This window comes from Streptomyces sp. NBC_00464, from assembly GCF_036013915.1.
In the GTDB taxonomy this organism is placed as follows: domain Bacteria; phylum Actinomycetota; class Actinomycetes; order Streptomycetales; family Streptomycetaceae; genus Streptomyces.
On sequence record NZ_CP107901.1, the window covers coordinates 154,421 to 177,661 of the forward strand.

Below are 23,241 nucleotides of genomic sequence, written 5' to 3' on the forward strand. Positions count from 1 at the left end.
CTCGCCCACCTGGTGGTTCTGCCGATTTTGGAGAAACAATGATCCCGTTGTCGTTCGCGCAGCGTCGACTGTGGTTCGTGGACCGGTTCGAAGGTCCTTCGCCGACCTACAACGGCGCGCTGGGCCTACGGCTGACCGGTGACCTGACCGTGGGCGCGCTCGAGACGGCGCTCCGCGACGTCATCGGCCGGCACGAGGCCCTGCGCACGGTCATCGCAGAGGACGACGACGGTGTCCCGCACCAGCGGGTGCTGCCCATGGACCGGACGCCGTTCGGTCTGCGGGTCGTCGAGGTCGAGACGGAGGCCGAGCGGTCGGCGGCGGTCGACGAGGCGGCCACCGCGAACTTCGACCTGGCCGCCGACGTGCCGATCCGCGCCACCCTGGTGCGCAGCGGACCGCGCGAGCACTCCCTCGTCCTCGTCATGCACCACATCGCCGTGGACGGGGAGTCGTTCAGGCCGCTGTGCCGCGACCTCATCACCGCCTACGCGGCCCGCCAGGAGGGCAGGGCCCCGGCGTGGGAGCCGCTCCCGGTGCAGTACGCCGACTACTCGCTGTGGCAGCGGGACATGCTCGGTGACGAGTCCGACCCGAACAGCGTCTCGGCCACGCAGCTGGCGTACTGGCGGCGGACCCTGGCCGATCTGGCGCAGCCGCTGGCGCTGCCCACCGACCGCCCGCGCCCGAAGTCGATGAGCCAGCGCGGCGACATGGTCCCGTTCACCATCGACGCCGGCCTGCTGCGGTCCGTGGAGAAGCTTGCCGCGCAGGCGGACACCACGGTCTCGATGGTCATGCACTCCGCTCTCGCGGTCCTCCTGCACCACCTCGGCTGCGGTGACGACGTGCCCATCGGCGCGCCGATCGCGGGCCGCACCGACGAGGAGCTGCGCGAACTCGTCGGGTTCTTCGTCAACACCTGGGTACTGCGCGTCGACCTCTCCGGGAACCCGACCTTCCGCGAACTGCTCCAGCGGGTCCGGGAGCGGGCTCTTGCCGCGTACGACAACCAGGACATGCCGTTCGAGCGGCTGGTGGAGCTCCTGAACCCGGACCGGTCCACCGCGTACAACCCCCTCTTCCAGGTGATGCTCGCCTGGCAGCCGTCCATACCGGAGCTCGACTTTCCCGGCCTCGAGTCCCGCTCCGAGCGGCTCGAGACCGAGACGGCCAAGTTCGACCTGTTCTTCGACCTGATCCCGAACGCCTCGGGATCGGCGCAGTGCCGTCTCGAGTACCGCACCGACCTGTTCGACAGGGACACCGCCGCGGGCATCGCGAACCGCTTCGTACGCGTCCTGAGCCGGCTCGTCGCCGACTCGGAGCGCGTCATCGGCGGCATCGACGCGCTGGACGCGGCCGAGCGGGACCGGCTGCTCACCCGGTTCAACGACACCGCCGTGGCGGTGCCCGGGATGACGGTCCCGCAGCTCTTCGAAAGCCAGGTGGCCCGGACGCCGGACGCCCCGGCGATCGTGTGCGACGACCGGACGCTGACCTACCGGGAGCTGGACGAGCGCGCCAACGGCGTCGCCCGGGAGCTGGTGCGCCGGGGCGCGGGGCCCGAGGACCTGGTGGCCCTCGCGCTGCCGCGCACGGAGGACCTGGTGGCCGGGCTGCTCGGCATCCTCAAGTCCGGTGCCGGATACCTGCCGATGGACCCGCAGTACCTCGCCGGGCGGGCCGAGAGCGTGCTGTCCGAGGCGCGCCCGCGCTTCGTGGTCACCGACACCAGGACGTCGCAGGAGCTGCCGCCGAACGACATGGTGAGCATCGACCTCGACGACCGCGCGCAGTGGGACGCCCCCGTCGAGGCGTTGGACGACGCCGAACGGACTGCCCCGCTGAGCCCGGACAACCTGGCGTACGTGATGTACACCTCCGGCTCCACGGGCAGGCCCAAGGGCGCGTCGATCACCCATCGCAACCTCGTCAACGGGGTGCGGGAACTGGTGCGCGTCCTCGACACGCCGCCCGGGTGGAAGATGCTGGCCGGCACCTCGGTGAACTTCGACGTCTCCGTCTTCGAGCTGCTCACCGCCCTGACCACCGGCGGCACCGCCGAGCTGGTGCCCAACGCACTGGCGCTCGGCGAGCGCGACAGCTGGGACGGACACGTCATCAGCGGGGTCCCCTCGGTGCTCGGCGAACTGGTGGACCACCTGAATAAGGCGGAGAACGTCAGCACGGTCGTGTTCGCCGGCGATGTGCTGCCGGCCCGGCTGGTGCGGCAGGTGCGCGAGGCCCTGCCCGGTGTGCGGATCGTGAACTCCTACGGGCAGAGCGAGAGTTTCTACGCCACGACGTTCTCCCTCGCGGGCTCCCAGGAGTGGACGGACGGCGATATCGCCCCCATCGGCACCCCGCTGGGCAACATGCGCGCCTACGTGCTCGGCCCCGGCCTCGCCCCGGTGCCGCAGGACGTGATCGGTGAGCTGTACGTGGTCGGGACCTGCCTCGGCCGTGGCTACCACGGCCGCCCGGGGCTGACCTCCGAGCGTTACGTGGCGAACCCCTTCGGCCCCGCAGGCGAGCGGATGTACCGCACCGGCGACCTGGCCCGCTGGAACGCGGACGGTCAGCTGGAGTGCGTCGGCCGCGGCGACGGCCAGGTCAAGGTGCGGGGCTTCCGCATCGAGACGGCCGAGGTCGAGGCCGCGCTCACCGCCCTGCCCGGGATCAGCGAGGCCGTGGTCATCACCCGCGAGGTGCCCTCGGGCGGGCGGCGGCTCGTCGCGTACGTGGTGCACAGCGGCGGGGGAGGCGTCGGTGACGACGGCGCCGGCGGCATCGGCGACGTGGACGTGATGGCCGGTGCCTCGGCCGCCGATCTGCGCCGGCTCGTCGCGGCCCGGCTGCCCGACTACATGGTGCCCGCGGCCTTCGTGGCCCTCGGCCGGCTTCCGCTCGGACCGACCGGCAAGCTGGACCGCTCGGCGCTGCCGGAGCCGGAGTTCACCGTCGAGACGTACCGGGAGCCGCGCACCGAGGCCGAGACCATCATCACGGCGGCGTACGCGGACGTGCTCGGTGTGGAGCGGGTCGGCATCGACGACGACTTCTTCGCGGTGGGCGGTGACAGCCTGCGCTCCATCCAGGTGGTCGCGCGCACCCGCACCCGGGGCCTGGAACTCACCACCCGGGAGATCTTCGAGTGCCGCACGGCGGCCCGCCTCGCCGAGGTGGCCTCCACCCGCCAGGACAAGACGCCCGTGCTCGCCGAGGACGAGGGTGGCGGCGTCGGCCCGATGCCGCTGCAGCCGGTGGCGCGGCACGTCTTCGAGCACGGCGGCGGTACCGACCGGTTCGCCATGTCGATGGTCCTCGAACTGCCCACCGGCATCGACGCGGACGGCCTGGCCGCGACGCTGGACGCCGTGGTCGACCGGCACGACCTGCTGCGCGCCCGGCTGGTGCGCGGCGGCGAACTCTCCCTCGACGTGCGCCCGCAGGGCGCCGTACGGGCGGCCGACCTGATCCGCCGCGTGGAGTGCGACGGCCGGTGGGACGAGCCGTCCCTGCTGGAGACGGCGAAGACGGAGCTGGACGACGCGGTGAACCGGCTCGACCCGCAGGCCGGGACCATGGCGGACTTCGTCTGGTTCGCCGCGCCCTCGGGCGAGGGCCGGCTGCTCGTGGTGGTCCACCACCTGGCGGTGGACGGCGTCTCCTGGCGCATCCTCATGTCGGACTTCGCCGAGGCGTGGCAGCAGATCCGTTCCGGCAGGTCGCCCGAGCTGCCCGCGGTCGGCACATCGGCCCGCCGCTGGGCGGCGGCGCTGGAGGACGAGGCATTCTCGCCCGAGCGCGAATCGGAACTGGCGTACTGGCGGGACCTGCTCGAAGCGCCGAACCCCCCGCTGGGCACGCGGGCGTTCGACCCGGCGGTGGACGTGTGGTCCACGGTCGAGACCGTACGGGTGGAGCTGCCCGTCGAGGTCACCGAGGCGGTGCTGACCAAGCTGCCTGCCGCGTTCAGGGGCACCGCGAACGACGTGCTGCTCGCCGCGCTCGGCCTGGCCGTGAACCGGTGGCGTGGCACGGACGGTCCCACCCTGGTCCGGCTGGAGGGCCACGGCCGTGAGGAGGACCTGGCCCCCGGGGCCGATCTCTCCCGTACCGTCGGCTGGTTCACCAGCATGTACCCGGCCCGGGTCGACGTGCGGGGCGTGGACCTGGCCGACGTGCTGGCCGGCGGCCCCGCCGCCGGAAAGGCGGTCAAGCTGGTCAAGGAGCAGCTGCGCGGCGCCCCGGACAAGGGCATGGGATACGGACTGCTGCGCTATCTCAACCCGGAGACCGCCGAACAGCTGGAGCAGTACCCGGCGCCGCAGATCGGGTTCAACTACCTCGGCCGGATCTCCGACGCCGACGTCCCCGAGCACCTGCGCGCCAACGGGTGGGGACCGGCGTCCTGGTCCGCCGAGCTGATCGCGCTGCCCGACCCGGACCTGCCCGCGCTGTCCGCCCTGGAGGTCAACTCCGTGGTCACGGACACCGGCGACGGCCCCCGCCTTCAGACGGCCTTCATGTTCGCCTCCGGGCTGCTGTCCCACGAGCGGACCGCCGAACTGGCCGAACTGTGGGTGGAGGTGCTGCACGGCCTGGCCGCGCACGCCGCACAGCCGCACATCGGTGGCCTCACGCCCTCCGACGCCCCGCTGGTCTCGGTGCGACTGGACGAGATCGAGGCCTGGGAAGAGCGCTACGGCCGGCTGACCGAGGTGTGGCCGCAGGCCCCGGGACAGTCCGGGATCCAGTTCGAGGCCGCGCTCGCCGACGGCTCCTTCGACGTCTACCACATGCAGTTCGTGCTGCATCTGTCCGGGCACGTGGACCCGGAGCGCATGCGGTCGGCCGGGCAGGCGCTGCTCGACCGGTACCCGAACCTGCGCTCCGCGTTCCTCACCGGCGCCGGCGGCGATCCGGTGCAGGTCCTGGCGGAACACGTCACCCTGCCCTGGCGGCACCTCGATCTGACCGGCCGCGCCCCGGCCGGCCAGGACGCGGCGCTCGACCAGGCACTCGCCGAGGACCGGGCCGACCGGCTCGACCCCCTCCGGCCGCCGCTGCTGCGCCTGGCCCTGCTCACCTGCGGGCCGCAGCAGGCGAAGCTCGTCATCACCGCCCACCACACCCTGTTCGACGGCTGGTCGTCGCCGCTGGTGATCAGGGATCTGATCCGGCTGTACTCCGAGGCCGAGGGGCTCGGTCCGGTCCGCAGCTACGGCGACTACCTGGCCTGGCTGTCCACCCGGGACCGGAAGGCGTCGGCCGCCCGCTGGGCCGCCGAGCTGGACGGGTTCGACCAGCCGACCCTCGTCGCCCCGAACGCCCCCGCCGACCAGGAGACGGTGTCCGCCCTCGGGCGGGTCGAGGTGCCGCTGTCCATCGACAAGGGACGCGAACTCGCCAAGCGCGCCGCGGAACTCGGCGTCACGCTCAACACGCTCCTGCAGGGCGCGTGGGCGATCCTGCTCTCGAAGCTGACCGGACAGTCGGACGTGGTGTTCGGAGCCGCCGTCAACGGCCGGCCCGCCGAACTGCCCGGTGCGGAGGAAATGGTCGGCCTGTTCATCAACACCCTGCCGACCAGGGCGTTCTGCTCCTTCGACCAGAGCATCGCGAAGGTCATCACCGATCTGCAGAACCGGCAGACCTCGCTGCTCGACCACCACTACTACGGGCTCGCCGACATCCAGCGCGACGTCGGGCTGCCTGCCCTGTTCGACACGATCGTGGTGTTCGAGAACTACCCGATCGACCGGGCGGGCATCTTCGACGCGAACACGGCGGCGGGGTTCACGATCGACGCCATCCGGCCGTTCGCGGGCTCGCACTACCCGCTCACCCTCAACGCCTCCGACCCCTATCTGCGGACCTCCCTCGACTACCAGACCAACCTCTACGGCCGTGAAGAGGCCGAGCTGATCGCCGCCCGGCTCGTCCGGGTCCTCGATCAGGTGCTCGATGACCCGACGGTGCCGGTCGGCGCCGTCGAGGTGCTGTCGCAGGAGGAGCGGGACCGGCTGCTGAGGGGGATCAATGACACGGCGCATCCTGTGGCGGCAGATACTCTGCCGGGTTCGTTCGAGGCTCAGGTGGAGCGTGACCCCGGACTTGTGGCACTGATCGGTGAGCGGGAGACGCTGACCTACGGCGAATTCAACCGGCGGGCCAATCAGCTGGCGCACTGGCTGGTCGAACAGGGCGCGGGCCCGGAGCAGCTGGTCGCGGTGCGCATCCCGCGTTCCGTCGACCTGATGGTGGCCATCTACGCGGTCGTCAAGGCGGGCGCGGCCTATGTGCCGGTGGACACCGAACTGCCCGAGGACCGGGTCCGGCACGTGCTGGACACCGCCGCGCCCCTGCTGGTGCTCGACGGGACGCTTCCGGACGTGTCCGGGTACCCGGCCGGGAACCCGCAGCGGGTGCTGTCGCCGGACAACGCCGCGTACGTCATCTTCACCTCCGGCTCCACCGGCGGCCCCAAGGGCGTGCAGGTGTCCCACCGGTCGATCATGAACCGGCTGAAGTGGGGCCTGGCGCACTTCGACGTCACCCCCGAGGACCGGGTGCTGCTGAGCACATCGGCGAGCTTCGACGTGTCGGTGCCGGAGCTGTTCGCGCCGCTCCAGGTGGGCGCCGCCGTGGTGATCGCCCGTCCGGACGGGCGGCGGGATCCGGCCTATCTGGCCGAGCTGATCCAGCGGGAACGGGTCACCGGCGCGGACTTCGTGCCCTCCCTGCTGGACGCGTTCGTCACCGAGCCCTCGGCGAAGCGGTGCGACAGCCTGCGCTGGATAGAGGTCGCCGGTGAGGCGTTCCACGCGGCGCTGGCGAACAAGGTCGTCGATCTGCTGCCGGGCTGCGGGGTGCACAACCTCTACGGCCCCACCGAGGCGGCGGTCGAGGTCACGGCGTGGCAGCACGTGCCGGGGGCGGACCGGGTGCCGATCGGCGCACCGGTGTGGAACACCCAGGTGTACGTGCTGGACGCGGCGCTGCGCCCGGTCGCGCCGGGAGTGGCGGGCGAGCTGTACCTCGCCGGCGCCGGTCTCGCCCGGGGCTACCTCGGGCAGGGCGCACTGACCGCGGGCCGCTTCGTCGCCTGCCCCTTCGGACCGGACGGCGCGCGGATGTACCGCACCGGGGACCTGGTGCGCTGGAACAAGGACGGCCAGGTCGAGTACATCGGCCGCACCGACTTCCAGGTCAAGGTCCGCGGCTTCCGGATCGAGCTGGGCGAGGTGGAGGCGGCGCTGACCGCGTACCCGGACGTCGACACCGCGGTGGCCGTGGTGCGCGAGGACCGGGCCGGGGATCAGCGGCTGGTCGCGTACGTGCTGGCGGGCAACGGTGCCGCGGATCCGTCGGGCCTCGACATCGCGGCGCTGACGGACCTGGTCCGGGAGCGGCTGCCGGAGTACATGGTCCCCTCGGCGATCGTTCCGCTTGCCGCGTTCCCCACGACACCGAGCGGGAAGCTCGACCGCAACGCGCTCCCCGCACCCGAGCACACCGAAGTCGCGGCCGGACGAGGGCCGCGCAACCACAACGAGGAAGTCCTCTGCCGTCTGTTCGCCGAGCTGCTCGGGGTGGACGACGTCGGCATCGACGTCGACTTCTTCGACCACGGTGGGCACTCGCTGCTGGCCACCCGGCTGATCGGCCGCATCCGCAGCGAACTCGACGCCGATGTGAAGGTCACGGCGGTGTTCCGCAATCCGACCGTCGCTCAGCTGGCGGGGCAGATCGAGAAGCTGGCCACGTCGAAACGTCCCCGGCTCCGTCCGATGAACGTACAGGAGAACCGTCGATGATCCCGTTGTCATTCGCCCAGAGCCGGATGTGGATCCTTCACAAGCTCGAAGGCCCGTCAGCGACTTACAACGTCCCGATCGTGCTGCGCCTGGAAGGGGCCCTGGACACCGCGGCCCTGGCCGCGGCGGTGACGGACGTGACCGACCGGCACGAGAGCCTGCGCACCCTCGTCGTCGAGAACGCCGACGGCACCGCGGAGCAGCGGGTGCTGCCTGCGGAGGAGGCGGACTTCGCCTTCCGCGTGGTCGACGTCGCCGCGGACGCGGTGGCCGCCGCACAGCACGAGGCCGCCTGCGAGCCGTTCGACCTGGACACCGAGCTTCCCCTGCGGACGACCGTGCTGCGCATCACCCCGCAGGAGCACGTCCTGGTGTTCGTGTTCCACCACATCGCCGCGGACGGCTCCTCGGTGGCGCCGTTCGTCAGGGACCTGGTGTCGGCCTACACCGCCCGCCTCGACGGGAACGCGCCGGACTGGCAGCCGCTGCCGGTGCAGTACAAGGACTACACCCTGTGGCAGCGCCAGGTGCTGGGTGAGGAGGACGACCCGGAGAGCATCGTCTCCGCGCAACTGGCGTACTGGAAGAAGGAACTGGCCGAGATACCGCAGCCTCTGGAGCTGCCGCTGGACCGGCCGCGCCCGGCCTCGGCCAGCCACCGCGGCGGCGAGGTCGCCTTCCAGCTGTCACCCGAGTTGATGAGCCGGCTGAACAAGCTGGCCACCGACCGCGGCGCCACGGCGCCCATGGTGGCCCAGGCCGCGCTGACGGTGCTCCTGAACAAGCTGGGCGCGGGCGTGGACGTGCCGATCGGCAGTCCGATCGAGGGACGCGGGGACGAGCAGCTCGACGATCTCATCGGGTTCTTCGTCAACACCTGGGTGCTGCGCGCCGATCTGTCGGGGAACCCGTCCTTCGGTGACCTCCTGGAGCAGGTGCGGGACAAGGCCCTCACCGCGTACGACAACCAGGACGTGCCCTTCGAGCGGCTGGTGGAGCTGCTCAACCCGGACCGCACCACCGCGTACATGCCGCTGTTCCAGACCGCGCTGGGCTGGCAGTTCGTATGGGGCGAGATCGAGATGCCCGGCCTGCGGGTCACCCCGGTCCCGGCTGCCACCGGCACCGCGAAGTTCGACCTGCTCATCAACATCGTCCCGAACACGAACGGCGGTACGTACGGGCTCCTGGAGTACGCGACGGACCTGTTCGACCACTCCACGGCCGAGCGCATCATCGGCCGGTTCGTACGCATCCTGGAACAGGCGCTGGAGGACCCGACGCTGCCCGTCGGCGCCATCGACGTGCTCTCGGCGGACGAACGGGACTGGCTGCTGCGCGGCGCCAACGACACGGCGGCGCAGGTGTCCGAGCGGACCATCGACGCGATCTTCACCGAGCGGGCCGCCGCGACACCGGACGCCGTGGCCGTGGTGCGCGGCGACGTGACACTGACGTACCGCGAGGTGGACGAGCGGGCCAACCGGCTGGCCCGGGTGCTGACCGCGCGGGGCGTGGCGCCCGAGTCGGTGGTGGGGGTGGCCCTGTCCCGGTCACCGGAGTGGGTGGTGGCGATCCTCGCTGTGCTGAAGGCCGGCGGTGCCTACCTGCCGGTGGACCCCGCCTACCCGGCGGAGCGCGTGGCGTTCATGGTCGCCGACTCCGGGGCGCTCCTGGTGCTCGGGGACGCGGCTTCGGCGGAGCAGCTGCCGCAGCTCGCCGCGCCCGTGATCCGCCTGGACGACCCGGACGTGGCCACGGCGCTGGCCGCCGCCGGCCCGGGTCCCGTGACCGACGCCGACCGGCGCGGCCCGGTGAGGGTGGCCAACACGGCGTACGTCATTTACACCTCGGGTTCGACCGGCACACCCAAGGGGGTGGCGGTCAGCCACGCGGGCATGGCCAGCCTGGTCGCGACGGAGGCCGAGCGGCTTGCGGTGACGCCGGACAGCAGAGTGCTTCAGTTCGCCTCGCCGAGCTTCGACGCCTCGCTCTGGGAGTGGGGAATGTCCCTGCTCGCGGGAGCCGCGCTCGTGCTGGCCGGCCCGGACGAGCTGGCCGCGGGCCAACCGCTGGTCGAGACGATCGCCGCCCACGGGATCACCCACGCGACCCTGCCGCCGGCGGTGCTCGCGGCGCTGCCCACGGGCTCGCTGCCGAGCGTGCGGACGCTGGTGGTCGGCGGCTCGGCGTCCTCGCCGGACCTGGTGGCGCAGTGGTCCGCCGGGCGGCGCATGATCAACGGCTACGGCCCGACGGAGATCACCGTCTGCGCCGCCATGAGCTCGGCGATGGTGGGTGACGGCCGTACCCCGCCGATCGGCCGGCCGATCGCCAACACCCAGGTCTATGTGCTGGACACGGCGCTGCGCCCGGTCGCCCCCGGCGTCGCCGGTGAGCTGTACATCGCCGGTCCGGGCCTCGCCCGCGGCTACCTCGGGCAGAGCGGGCTGACCGCGAACCGGTTCGTCGCCAACCCCTTCGGCGCGCCGGGCACCCGGATGTACCGCTCCGGGGACCTCGTGCGCTGGAACAAGGACGGCGAGCTCGAGTATCTCGGGCGCACCGACTTCCAGGTCAAGATCCGGGGATTCCGGATCGAGCTGGGGGAGATCGAGCACGCGCTGACGACGCACGCCGGTGTGGCACAGGCGGCGGCCGTGGTGCGGGAGACCCCGCAGGGCGACAAGCAGCTCGTGGGTTACCTGGTCCCCAAGCCGTACGCCGCGGCCTCCGTGGCCGACGCGCAGGTGGACGAGTGGCGCGACCTCTACGACGACAGTTACGCCGACTCCAGCGACGGACAGCTGGGCGACGACTTCCAGGGCTGGAACTCCAGCTACACCGGCGAGCCGCTCCCGCTCGACGAGATGCGGGAGTGGCAGGACGCGGCGGTGGCCCAGGTGCTGCGGTTCGCGCCGAAGCGGCTGCTGGAGATCGGCGTGGGTTCCGGTCTGCTCCTCGCGAAGATCGTCGACGGGGTGGAGGAGTACTGGGGCACCGACATCTCGGGCACGGTGGTGGAGCGGGTCCGCGTGCAGGCCGAACAGGCCGGCTACGGCGACCGGGTCCGGGTGAGCGCCCAGTCCGCCGACGACATCACCGGACTGCCTCGCGGCCGGTTCGACACCATCGTCCTCAACTCGGTGGTGCAGTACTTCCCGAACGTCGACTACCTGGACGAGGTGCTGCGCCAGGTGGTGGAGCTCCTCGCACCCGGCGGCCGCATCATCGTCGGTGACGTCCGCAGCGCCGCGACCCGCAGCTTCATGCAGACCGCCATGCAGCGTGCCGCCCACCCGCACGCCTCGTACGAGGAGCTGCGGACGCTGGTGCAGCGCGAGCTGCTCGCCGAGCGGGAACTGACCATCGCCCCGGAGTGGTTCACCCAGTGGGCGGCGGGCGCGCCCGTCGACGTCGACATCCGGCTGAAGCCCGGACAGGCGCACAACGAGCTGACCCGGCACCGCTACGAGGTGATCCTGCACAGCCGCCCGGCCGACGTGCTCGACGTGAGCGACGTGCCGTCGGTGCCGTGGGGCGGGCACGTCCACGACCTGGCCGACCTCGGCCGCCTCGCGGACCGGGCCGACGGCCCGGTCCGGGTCACCGGGATCCCCAACGCGCGTCTGGTCGAGGAAGCCGCCCTGACGGCGGCGACCGGTCTGCTGCACCTGGTCTCCCGGCCCGGTGCGCCCCTCGATCCCCAGGAACTGCTCCAGTGGGCCCGCTCGAAGGGCCGCGACGCGGTTCTCACCTGGTCGGGAGAGGACACGCGCTGCTTCGACGCGGTGCTGCTGCCCGGGCAGCGCAACGTCTCGGGCGCGTTCGTGCCCGGCCCCGCGACCGGCCGGTCCCTGGCGAACGACCCCGCGCTGGCCCGGTCGATCGGCCCGCTGCTCCTCGAACTGCCCGACTACCTGCGCGAGCGGCTGCCGGACTACATGGTCCCGCCCGCGTTCGTGCCGCTCTCGGAGCTGCCGCTGACCCCGAACGGGAAGCTGAACCACCGGGCGCTGCCCGCCCCGGACTACGGCCAGGCATCGACCGGCCGGGCACCGCGCAACGAGGTGGAGGAGACCCTCAGCGGGCTCTTCGCCGAAGTGCTCGGCGTGCCCAGCGTCGGCATCGACAGCGACTTCTTCGCCAGCGGCGGGGACAGCATCCGCTCCATCCAGATCGTCGCGCGGGCCAGGTCGCGGGGCATCGAGGTCAGTACGCGGGAGATCTTCGAACTCCGCACGGTCGCCCGGCTCGCGGAGCTGGTCGAAGGACGCGGGGACGAGCGCGTCACCCTGGCCGAGCTGCCGGGCGGCGGCACGGGTTGGGCCCCGCTGATGCCGACGGCGAAGCACGTGCTCGGGCTCGGCGGCGGCCTCGGCCGGCTCTCCATGTCCATGATGCTGACGCTGCCCGAGGACATCGACCGCGCGGGCCTGGTGGCCACGGTGCAGGCCGTCCTGGACCGGCACGACGTGCTGCGTTCCCGGCTGGACCGGACGCGGCAGGGCCTGTCGGTCGAGCCGGCCGGCAGTGTGGACGCCGGGACGCTGCTGCGGCAGGTCCGTTACGGCGACGCCGACGCGCACGCCGAACTGGACGCGGCCGCGGACCGGCTCGACCCGGACGCGGGCGTCATGGCGCAGTTCGTGTGGTTCACCTCCGACACGGAGGCGGACCGCCTGCTGGTGGTGCTGCACCACCTGGTCGTCGACGGGGTGTCATGGCGGCTCCTCGTACCGGAATTCGCCTCGGCCTGGCAGCAGGTCCAGGGCGGCCGTGCCGCACAACCCGCGACACCGGGCACCTCGCTGCGCCGGTGGGCGCACGCCCTGGCCGACGAGGCGGTCCGTCCCGAGCGGGTGGCGGAGCTGCCCGTGTGGCAGCGGATCCTGCACGACGACGAGCCGGTGCTCGGAGCACGCGAACTGGACCCGGCACTCGATGTCGCCGCCACCGTGGACACCGTGCGCGTCCAGGTACCGGCGGATGTCACCGAAGCCGTCCTGACCCAGGTGCCCGCGGTGTTCCGGGGCGGGGTCGACGACGGTCTGCTGGCCGCACTGGCTCTGGCGCTGGCCCACTGGCGCCGGACGCGGGGTGTGCCCGCCTCCTCGGCGCTGGTCCGCCTGGAAGGGCACGGCCGGGAAGAAGAGGCGGTGCCCGGCGCGGACCTGTCCCGCACGGTCGGCTGGTTCACCGCGATGTACCCGGTACGCCTCGACACGGCCGGCATCGACGTGGCGGACGCCTTCGCGGGCGGTCCGGCCATCGGCCGGGCGATCAAGGCGGTCAAGGAGCAGCTGCGGGCGGTTCCGGGCGACGGCATCGGCTTCGGCCTGCTGCGCCATCTCAACCCGGAGACGGCCGCCGCGCTGAGCACCGAACGGGAACCGCAGATCGGGTTCAACTACCTCGGCCGGACCTCCGGCGGGGCCGTCCCCGAGGACCTGCGGGGCCAGGGCTGGGTGCCGGACGGCACGCTGCCCGACCTGATCGCCGCGCCGGACGCGGACATGCCGGTGATGTCGGCGCTGGAGATCAACGCCGTGGCCACCAGCACCGCCGACGGCGAGGAGCTGACCGCCTACTTCGGCTTCCCCACCGGTCTGCTCTCCCGGGACGAGGTGAACGAACTGGCCGGACTGTGGGTCCAGGCGCTCACCGCCCTGGCCCGGTTCGCCGCGACCCCCGAGGCCGGCGGACTGACCCCGTCGGACACGCGGCTGGTCGCCGTGAGCCAGCAGGAGATCGACACCTGGGAGGCCCGGTTCGGCCACCTCGCCGAGGTGTGGCCGGTGACCTCGGCGCAGTCCGGGATCATCTTCCACTCGATGCTGGCGGGATCCTCGTTCGACGCCTACCACGTGCAGTTGGTCTTCCACCTCTCCGGCGAGGTCGACCCGGAGCGCATGCGCCGGGCCGGACAGGCGCTGCTGGAGCGCCACGCCGGCCTCCGGGCGGCGTTCGTCAACCAGGCCGACGGCGATCTCGTCCAGGTGATCCCGGCGGCGGCGGCGACCCTGCCGTGGCAGCACCTCGACCTGAGCGGGCATGCCGAGGCGGAGAGCACCGAGTCGTTCGAGCGCTTCCTCGCCGAGGACCGGGACGCCCACTTCGACGTGGACACCCCGCCGCTGATCCGGCTGGCCCTGGTCACCCTGGAGCCCGGCCGGTTCGAACTCGTGCTGACCGTCCACCACGCGCTGGCCGACGGCTGGTCCGCGCCCCTGCTGCTCCAGGACCTGCTGCAGCTCTACGGCTCCCACGGCGACGCGAGCGGTCTGCCGGCCACGCGCAGCTACGGGGAGTTCCTGGCCTGGTACACGAGGCAGGACCGCGACGAGGCGGCCCGCGCCTGGGCCGCCGAGCTGGAAGGGGTCGACGAGCCCACCCTGCTCGTGCCGGGGGCCACGATCGAGGACGGCCTCGACCAGATCGAGATCGGCCTCCCGCTCGACGTGTCCGAGGCACTCAACCGGCGCGCCTTGGAACTCGGCATCACCATCAACACCGTCATCCAGGGCGCCTGGGCCCTGCTGCTCGGCCAGCTCACCGGCCGCCAGGACGTGGTGTTCGGCGCGACCGTCTCCGGGCGCCCGGCCGCGGTGACCGGCGTCGAGTCGATGGTCGGCATGTTCATCAACACCCTTCCCGTACGCGTCGCACACCAGCCCGGCAACACCCTCACCGAGCTGCTCACTCGGCTCCAGGGCCGGCAGGCCGCCCTGCTGGAGCACCACCACTACAGCCTGACCGAGATCCAGCAGGCCGTCGGTGTGCAGACCCTCTTCGACTCGCTGGTCGTCTTCGAGTCGTACCCGGTCGACGAGGAGGGCATCGGGGCCGCCACCGAGGCCGCGGACGGCATCGTCATCGGCGGCATGCGCACGTCCAACGGCACGCACTACCCGCTGGCCCTGATGGCGGCGGTCGAGAAGAACCTCCAGTTCCTCCTCCAGTTCACGCCCAGCGCCTTCGACCGGGACACGGTCGCGGAGTACGGGGCCCGCTTCGTACGCATCCTGGAGCAGCTGGCGGCCGACCCCGGGCAGCGGACCGCGCGGCTCGACGTCCTGGAGCCGGCCGAGCGTGACCGCCTCCTGGTCGAGTTCAACGACACGGCCGTCCCGACCCCGGACATCACCATCACCGGGCTCGTCGAGGCACGGGCGGCGGAGCACCCGGACGAGGTCGCCGTGGTCGCCGGGGCCGAATCGCTCACCTACCGCGAGGTGGACGCACGGGCCGACAGCCTGGCGCGCGAACTGGCCGGCCGTGGCGTGGGCCCGGAGTCGGTGGTCGCGGTCTCGCTGCCGCGCTCGGCGGACCTGGTGGTCGCCCTGCTCGCGGTCCTGAAGGCGGGCGGCGCGTATCTGCCCGTCGACCCCAAGTACCCCAGCCACCGTCTGGCGGCCATCTTCGACGAGGCGCGCCCGCGCCTGGTCCTGACGGACTCCACGACGGTCGCGGTGCTGCCGGAGCACGATGCCCCGGACGTCCTCCTCGACACGCTCGACCTGTCCGGCGACGCACCACGCGCCGAACGTCCGCTCCATGCACAGCAGTTGGCGTACGTGATGTACACCTCCGGCTCCACCGGCAAGCCCAAGGGCGTCGCCATCACCCACGAAACCGTGGTCAACGGCGTGCTGCGGCTGGCCCCCCTCGTGGGCCTGGAGCCCGGCAAGCGGCTCCTCGCGGGCACCTCGGTCAACTTCGACGTCTCGGTGTTCGAGATCTTCACGACCCTCGCCACCGGCGGTGTCGTCGAAGTGGTCCAGGACGTCCTGGCCCTGAGCGGCCCGAAGGGCTGGAGCGGGAGCGTCATCTCCACCGTGCCGTCCGCCTTCGCCGAACTCGTCGACGACATCCGCGAGCGCACCAGCGTGGAGACCGTCGTCTTCGCCGGTGAGGCCCTGCCCACCTCGCTCGTCGACAGGACGCGCGCCGCCTTCCCGGGCGTACGGATCGTCAACGCCTACGGGCAGAGCGAGTCGTTCTACGCCACCGCCTTCACCGTCGACGGCGACACGGCTCTGCCGACAGGCAGCGCGCCCGTCGGCACCCCGCTCGGCAACATGCGCGCCTACGTCCTCGGCCCCGGCCTGACGCCGGTACCGCCGGGCGCGGTCGGTGAGCTGTACGTCGGCGGCAACGTGGGCCGCGGCTACCACGGCCGCGCGGAACTGACCGCCGAGCGCTTCGTCGCCGACCCGTTCGGCCCGCCCGGTGTGCGCATGTACCGCACCGGTGACCTGGTCCGTATCAACGGCGATGACCAGCTGGAGTACGTGGCACGCGGGGACGCGCAGGTGAAGGTGCGCGGCTTCCGGATCGAGCCGGCCGAGATCGAGGCCGCGCTCACCGCGCACCCCGGCGTCGCGCAGGCCGCCGTCATCGCCCGCGAGGGGCGCGGCAGCGGCGCGGGCAAGCGGCTGGTCGCCTATGTCGCACCCGTCGTCACCGGCGGGGACCCGACGGCCGACGGCCCCCGCGGCCCGGAGAGCAAGGAGCTGCACGCCTTCGTGGCGGAGCGGCTGCCGGACTTCATGGTGCCGTCCGCCTTCGTGGTCCTCGACCGGCTGCCGCTCGCCCCGAACGGCAAGCTGGACAGGGCCGCGCTGCCCGAACCGGAGTACACCGGAGCCACCTACCGGGCGCCACGCACCGCGCGCGAGGAGGCCCTGGCCGCGCTGTTCGCCGAGGTGCTCGGCGTGGACCGGGTCGGCATCGACGACGGCTTCTTCGAGCTCGGCGGGCACTCCCTGCTCGCCACCCGGCTGATCGGCCGTGCCCGGACCGTGCTGGGGATCGAGGTTCCCGTCCGCAAGATATTCGACCTGCCGACAGTGGCCGCGCTCGCCTCATGGTCGGAGGAATCGGCCGCCCCCCGTCGCCCCGGCCTGCGCAAGATGTTCGTAGAGGAGTAGAAGCAATGATTCCGCTGTCATACGCACAACGCCGTATGTGGATCCTCCACCAGATGGAGGGCGGGTCGGAGAACTGGAACATGCCGGCCGCCTTCCGCCTGACCGGCGCCCTGGACCGGGGCGCCCTGGTCGCGGCGATCCGTGACGTGGTCGACCGGCACGAGATCCTGCGCACCGTCTACGGCACGAACGACGACGGTGAACTGTTCCAGCGGATCCTCCCCACGGCCGAGGCCGCCCCGGAGGTGCCGGTCGTCGAGGTGGCGCCCGAGGACGTCTCCCGCGTGGTCGGCGAGGCCATGGTGTACCGGTTCGACCTGACGGCCGAAGCCCCGCTGCAGGTACGCCTGTTCCGCATCTCGCCACAGGAACACGTCCTGGTCCTGGTCATCCACCACATCGCCACGGACGGCAGCTCCGGCGCACCACTGGTACGGGACCTGGCCGCGGCCTACACCGCACGTCTGGACGGCCGGGCGCCGGGGTGGGAGCCGCTGCCGGTCCAGTACAAGGACTACACGATGTGGCAGCGCGAGCTGCTGGGGGAGCTGACGGACCCGGACAGTCTCGCCGCGAAGCAGGTCGCGTACTGGCGCAAGGAACTGGCCGGGGTGCCACAGCCGCTGAACCTGCCGCTGGACCGCCCGAGGCCCGTCCAGGCCAGCGGGCGCGGCGCCACCGTCGGCTTCACGGTCGAGCCGGAGGTGTCGGCAGGGCTGCAGAAGCTGTCCGACGAGCGCGGGGCGACCCTGTCGATGGTTCTGCATGCCGCGCTCGCCGTGCTGCTGCGCAAGCTCGGCGGCGGGGACGACGTGACGATCGGCAGCTCGATCGCCGGACGGACCGACGAGGCCCTCGCCGATCTGGTCGGGTTCTTCGTCAACACCCAGGTGCTGCGGGCGGACCTCTCCGGCGACCCGTCGTTCACCGGCCTGCTCGCCCAGGTGCGGGACAAGTCGCTGGCGGCCTACGAGCACCAGGACGTGCCGTTCGACACGCTGGTCGAGGCGGTCAACCCCGAACGCTCCGCCGCGTACCAGCCGCTGTTCCAGGTGATGCTCGGCCTGCAGAACTACGCACGGCCCGAACTCGAACTCGCCGGACTCACCCTGGAGGTCGAGCAGACCATCCCGTCGATCTCCAAGGTCGACCTGTTCTTCAACCTGGCCACGGACGAATCGGGGGTGCTGCGGGGCGACCTGTCGTACGCGACCGACGTGTTCGACCGGGAGACGGCCGAGGTGATCGCCACCCGGTTCGGGCGCGTCCTGGAGCAGCTGGTCGGCGATCCCGGCATGAGCGTCGGGGACGTAGACGTGCTGGGCGTGGCCGAGCGCCATCACCTCCTGACGGAGGTGAACGACACTGCCGAGCCGACCCTGGAGCTGGTGGAGGCGGTACGCCGGCAGGTCCGGGCGACACCGCAGGCGCTCGCCGTCATCGGCGAGGAGGAGTCGCTCACCTACCAGCAGCTGGAAGCGCGCTCCAACCAGCTGGCGCACTGGCTGACCGGCCAGGGGGTGCGGGCGGAGTCCCGGGTCGCGGTGTGCCTGCCCCGGACCGTGAACCTGGTGGTGGCGCTGCTCGCGGTGCTCAAGGCCGGCGGAGCCTATGTCCCCGTCGATCCGGACCACCCGCGGTCCCGGATCGACTACATCTTCGAGCACGCGGACCCGCTGCTGGTGCTCGACGCCGAGGCGCTGGCAGGCGTGGACTGGCCGGCCCTTGCGGACACGGCTCCGGACGTCGTCGTCCGGCCCGAGAACGCCCAGTACGTGATCTACACCTCGGGGTCGACGGGGAAGCCGAAGGGCGTCGCGATTCCGCGCGGCGCGGTGGCGAACTACCTGGCCACCAACCAGCGGCGGTTCCCGCTGTCGCCCGGGGACCGGATGCTGTTCAGCACCACCGTGGCGTTCGACATGGCGAACACCGAGCTGTACCAGCCGTTCATCTCCGGCGCGACCATGGTGATGGCCGGCAAGGACGTCGTCACCGACCCGGCGGCCGTGCTGAAGCTGATACGCCGTCACCGGGTCACCGCGGTGCAGGCCACGCCGGCCTTCTGGCAGATGCTGCTGATGCACGACCCGGAAGCGGCGAAGGACCTGCGGATCATCATCGGCGCGGAAGCCGTGCCGGTACGCCTGGCCGAGACACTGGCACGGCAGGCCGCCGAGGTGTTCAACATGTACGGCCCCACCGAGACGGTGACGTGGTGCACCGAGGCACGCGTGAAGGTGGGGGAGGGCGTCCCGATCGGCAGGCCGGTCGGGAACACCCAGGTGTACGTGCTCGACCCACGGCTGCGTCCGGTCCCGCGCGGTGTGCCGGGCGAGCTGTACATCGCCGGCGCCGGAATGGCCCGTGGCTACCAGGGCCGGCCGGACCTGACCGCGGAGCGGTTCGTGCCGTGCCCCTTCGGCCCGGACGGCGCGCGGATGTACCGCACCGGGGACCTGGTGCGCTGGGACCGAAACGGTCAGCTGGAGTACATCGAGCGCACCGACTTCCAGGTGAAGATCCGGGGCTACCGGATCGAGCTGGGCGAGATCGAACACGCTCTGACCGGGCACCCCGGGGTGGCGCAGGCGGCGGCCGTGGTGCGGGAGAACCAGGACGGCGACAAGCGCATCGTGGGCTATGTGATGCCCGAGCCCGCTGTCGCGGAGGCCGCCGGCGGTGTCCAGGCGCTGGTCGACGAACTGCCCGCGTTCCTGCGGGGGCGGCTGCCCGACTACATGGTTCCCGCCACGCTGATCCCGCTCTCGGAGATCCCGCTGACCCCGAACGGGAAGCTCGACCGCATGGCACTGCCCGCCGAGGAAACCGGCACGGACACCGAGGTCAGCCGGGGGCCGCGCAACGCCCATGAGGAGAAGGTGTGTTCCTTCTTCAGCGAGCTGCTGGGCGTGGAGCGGGTCGGCGTCGACGACGACTTCTTCGCACTCGGCGGACACTCGCTGCTGGCGACCCGGCTCAGCGCCCGAATCCGCGACGAGTTCGGCATCGAGGTGCCGCTCAGGACGATCATCAAATTCCCCACGGCGGGCGAGCTGGCGTCGGTACTGCTCGTCGCCACCCCCGGGGACTCCTCCGACTCCCTGGAGGTCGTGCTCCCGCTGAACACCGATCCCGGTACGGGCAAGCCGCCGCTGTGGTTCTTCCACGGCGGAGGCGGCCTCGGCTGGACGTACTTCAGCTTCGCCGCGTACGTACCGGACTATCCCGCCTACGCCCTGCAGGCCCGTGGCTCCGACGGCGTGGACAAGATGGCGGACTCGGTGGAGGAGATGGTCGAGGACTACGTCACCGAGATGCTGAAGATCCAGCCGGAGGGGCCGTTCCACCTGATCGGCTGGTCCTACGGCGGCACGGTCGTCCAGGCCGTCGCCGAGGCGCTCCACCGGCGCGGGCACGAGATCGCCTTCGTGGCCATTCTGGACTCCCAGCCGGGCGGGCACGGCTTCACGGAGATCCACGCAGGCAAGACGCTGACGGACTACCGGGTGGAACTGGAGGAGTTCTTCGGCCAGTACATCGGCACCGACAACCGGCAGGACTTCCTGGACTCCATGGCGAGGGTCCTCGCCAACAACACGAGCCGCATGATGGATTTCGAATCGCCGGTCTACCCCGGCGATGTCATCTTCTTCAGCGCGACGCTCCAGGACCAGTCGTACGCGCACCTGTGGAAGCCGTACGTCCTCGGTTCCATCGAGGTGCACGAGGTGCGCGCCACACACCACGAGATGAACATGCCCTCGGCCGTGGCCGAGGTCATGGCGGTCATCAACCGCAAGCTGGCGGAGCTGCCGGCGTGATCGGACGGCGGTCTGCCGGAACCGGTTCGACGAACCATCGTATGGATGATTGGGGTTGGTCGGGGTGACAGAACCCGGCATGTCTGCAAAGCACAAGGACCAGGCGACGCTGCTGTGCGTGCCGTTCGCGGGAGCGGGTCCTTCGTTCTTCCACCCGTGGCGGCAGCTGGCGGGCGACCGCTGGCGCGTGACCTCGCTCGAACTGCCCGGAAAGGAGCGGCGGATCCTGGAGGACCCGTACCGGAACGTCATCGAGGCGGCCAAGGGCTCGATCGACGACGTCGTCGCGGACCTCGGCGAAGGGGCCCGGACTGTGCTGTTCGGGCACAGTCTGGGTGCGGTGCTCGCCTACGAGCTGGCGCACCTGCTGAGCGCGCGCGGCGTACACGTCGAGCGGCTGGTCGTCAGCGGCTCGCCGGGGCCCTGGACGCAGCGCGAGCGGCGGGCGGCGGGCCTCCCCGACGAGGAGTTCCTCGCCCGCGTCGAGGAGTTCGCGGGGTTCAGGCACGAGGCCCTGGACCACCCGGAGATGCGGGAACTGGTCCTCCCCGTGCTGCAGGCCGACTGCGAGATGCACGAGAGCTACGTCCCGAGCACCGACGAACCGCTGTCGGTGCCGATCTGCTCGCTGCGCGGCGACTCCGACGGCCTGGTCACCGCGGAGGAGGCCCGCCAGTGGCGGGACGCGACCACGTCGGGTGAGTTCAGCTATGTGGAGTTCCCCGGCGACCACATGTACCTGGTCGACCTCGGTGCGCAGGTGCTGGACGTGATCGAGCGGGAATCCAGCGGCGGTCGCTAGCTTGGGCGGGCGGTGGACGTGTGCACCGAGGCCGGCGCGCATGTCCACCGGATACCCGGCGCCGCCGCGGCCCCGCCACGACGCAGGGCATGCGTGTTCCGCCGCCGGGACACGCATGCGCTCTCCGTCACGGGCCCACGCGAACGACCGCGGGCAGCGGAGCGCCGGGACACCGCCGATACCGAGAGCCACCGCTTCGCTCGCCGCCCACGCAGCGTCCTTCCCGCGAAGGCACCCCGAGTCCGCAGAAGAAACGGAGACACATCATGTCGATCGGTGCGCAGGCCGTGGCCGTCGTCGAGCAGCCGTCGCCGCTGACCCATGAAGGAGTGGACGACGCCCGGCGGCGCATCGCCGGCCGCGTGACGCAGACGCCCGTCGTACACAGCGAGGAACTGGACCGGGTGGCCGGTGCCCGGCTGTGGCTGAAGGCGGAGAACCTCCAGCGCGGCGGCTCCTTCAAGATGCGCGGCGCGCTGCTGGCCGTGGAGCGGCTGGCGGGAGCCGGCAGCATCGGCGTGGTCGCGCAGTCCACCGGCAACCACGCCATAGCCGTGGCTCTCGCCGCAGTTCAGTACGGGCTTCCGGCGGTGCTGGTGCTGCCCGTCGACGCCGCCCCGGCCAAGGTGCGGCGCATCAGGGACATCGGCGCCCAGGTGCTCCAGGCGGGAACCACCCTGGCCGAGCGGATCGCGGTCGTCGAGGAACTCAAACACACCCGCGGCCTGGACGAGATCGACCCCTACCAGAACCCGGACGTGGTGGCCGGTCAGGCCACCGCCACCGCCGACCTGCTGCACCAGGTGAGCGCGGCCGCCGGCCGCCTGGACGCGGTGGTGGTGCCCGTGGGCGGCGGCAGCGCGGTGGCCGGCGCCTGCCTGGCCACCGCCGGCCAGAACATCGACGTGTACGGCGCCGAGCCCAGCGCCGTCCCCGCCCTGACCGCGGCCCTGCGAGCCGGGGGGCCGGTCACCGTCGACGTCCGGCCCACCATCGCCGACGGGCTGCGCCCCGACCGCATCGGCCAACTCCCCTACGACCTGGTCCATGACACCGTCGCCGGCGTCTTCACGATCGAGGAGAGCGCCATCGCCGAAGCGCTGCGCCTGATCCTCGTGCACGCCCGGCTGGTCATCGAGCCCGCCGCCGCAACCGCTGTGGCCGGCGCCCTGCGCCTTGCCGCCGAGGGCGGTGCCCGGGACATCGGGGTGCTGGTCTCGGGCGGCAACGTCGACACCGGCCTCGTGGCATCCCTCCTGGGGGACCGGGCCTCCTGAATCCGACTGAATCCGCTTTACCGCTGCCGAACCATTTCCCTGTCCCGCCGGCGGGACAGTCCGGCCGGCGGGCGAAATGGGCTTGCGCATCTCCCCGTCCGTCGCAGCTGACGACGGATCACATCGACCGTGCATCCTACGGGCGGTCCGGGCAGGGCGACAGGGCCCGGCCCGTGGTCCGGAAATCGAAAGTTTTTGGTTGAACGGTTTCGGGCGGAGCGGCATGCTCGTCAATACGCCTGAAAACCAGCCGACATGCTGCACGAAAGGCACTCGTGATCACACACATTGTTCTTTTCAAGCTCAAGGACGGCATCGAGCGCTCCGCGCCTTCCGTGGTCGAGGCCGTGGAGTTCGCCAGGGGGGTCGGCAGCAACGTTCCGGAACTCGTTGACTGGCGTGTGGGCTGGAACACCGTTGACCGGGACATCTCCTACGACTTCGTCGCGCTCGGGGTGCTGCCGGATCTCGCCGCACTGGAGAAGTATCAGGCGAACGAGTACCACCAGGAGTCCGCGCGGAAATGGCGGGCGATATCCGACTGGGTCGTCGCCGACCTGGAAGACCTCTGAAGGAGGA

At 71.6% G+C, this 23,241-nt stretch carries 6 protein-coding genes; all 6 read left to right on the top strand.

Annotated elements, in window-relative coordinates; all coding sequences use genetic code 11:
- Window positions 1–38: 38 nt before the first annotated feature.
- The 6 genes from OG912_RS39710 (at window position 39) to OG912_RS39735 (ending at window position 23,234) form a co-directional block, all read left to right on the top strand.
- The gene (locus OG912_RS39710; protein WP_327713879.1) at window positions 39–7,826 is read left to right on the top strand and encodes a non-ribosomal peptide synthetase; all 7,788 of its coding nucleotides are present in this window, start codon (window positions 39–41) and stop codon (window positions 7,824–7,826) included.
- On the top strand, window positions 7,823–16,759 hold the full coding sequence (locus OG912_RS39715; RefSeq protein ID WP_327713880.1) for a non-ribosomal peptide synthetase: 8,937 nt from the start codon (window positions 7,823–7,825) through the stop codon (window positions 16,757–16,759). The genes OG912_RS39710 and OG912_RS39715 overlap by 4 nt, the downstream gene beginning before the upstream one ends.
- 5 nt (window positions 16,760–16,764) lie before the next feature.
- The gene (locus OG912_RS39720) at window positions 16,765–20,583 is read left to right on the top strand and encodes a non-ribosomal peptide synthetase (protein ID WP_327713881.1); all 3,819 of its coding nucleotides are present in this window, start codon (window positions 16,765–16,767) and stop codon (window positions 20,581–20,583) included.
- Between the two features lie 79 nt (window positions 20,584–20,662).
- On the top strand, window positions 20,663–21,385 hold the full coding sequence (locus OG912_RS39725) for a thioesterase II family protein (protein WP_327713882.1): 723 nt from the start codon (window positions 20,663–20,665) through the stop codon (window positions 21,383–21,385).
- A gap of 266 nt (window positions 21,386–21,651) precedes the next feature.
- Window positions 21,652–22,662: a threonine ammonia-lyase gene (locus OG912_RS39730; protein ID WP_327713883.1), complete on the top strand. Its 1,011-nt coding sequence runs from the start codon at window positions 21,652–21,654 to the stop codon at window positions 22,660–22,662.
- Between the two features lie 275 nt (window positions 22,663–22,937).
- Window positions 22,938–23,234, top strand: a complete 297-nt coding sequence (locus OG912_RS39735) for a Dabb family protein (protein ID WP_327713884.1) — start codon at window positions 22,938–22,940, stop codon at window positions 23,232–23,234.
- Window positions 23,235–23,241: the final 7 nt, after the last annotated feature.

Bases quoted from the DNA above. Each gene is read 5' to 3' on its own strand.
- OG912_RS39710 (WP_327713879.1), top strand. From the start codon at position 39: ATGATCCCGTTGTCGTTCGCGCAGCGTCGACTGTGGTTCGTGGACCGG.
- OG912_RS39715 (WP_327713880.1), top strand. From the start codon at position 7,823: ATGATCCCGTTGTCATTCGCCCAGAGCCGGATGTGGATCCTTCACAAG.
- OG912_RS39720 (WP_327713881.1), top strand. From the start codon at position 16,765: ATGATTCCGCTGTCATACGCACAACGCCGTATGTGGATCCTCCACCAG.
- OG912_RS39725 (WP_327713882.1), top strand. From the start codon at position 20,663: ATGTCTGCAAAGCACAAGGACCAGGCGACGCTGCTGTGCGTGCCGTTC.
- OG912_RS39730 (WP_327713883.1), top strand. From the start codon at position 21,652: ATGTCGATCGGTGCGCAGGCCGTGGCCGTCGTCGAGCAGCCGTCGCCG.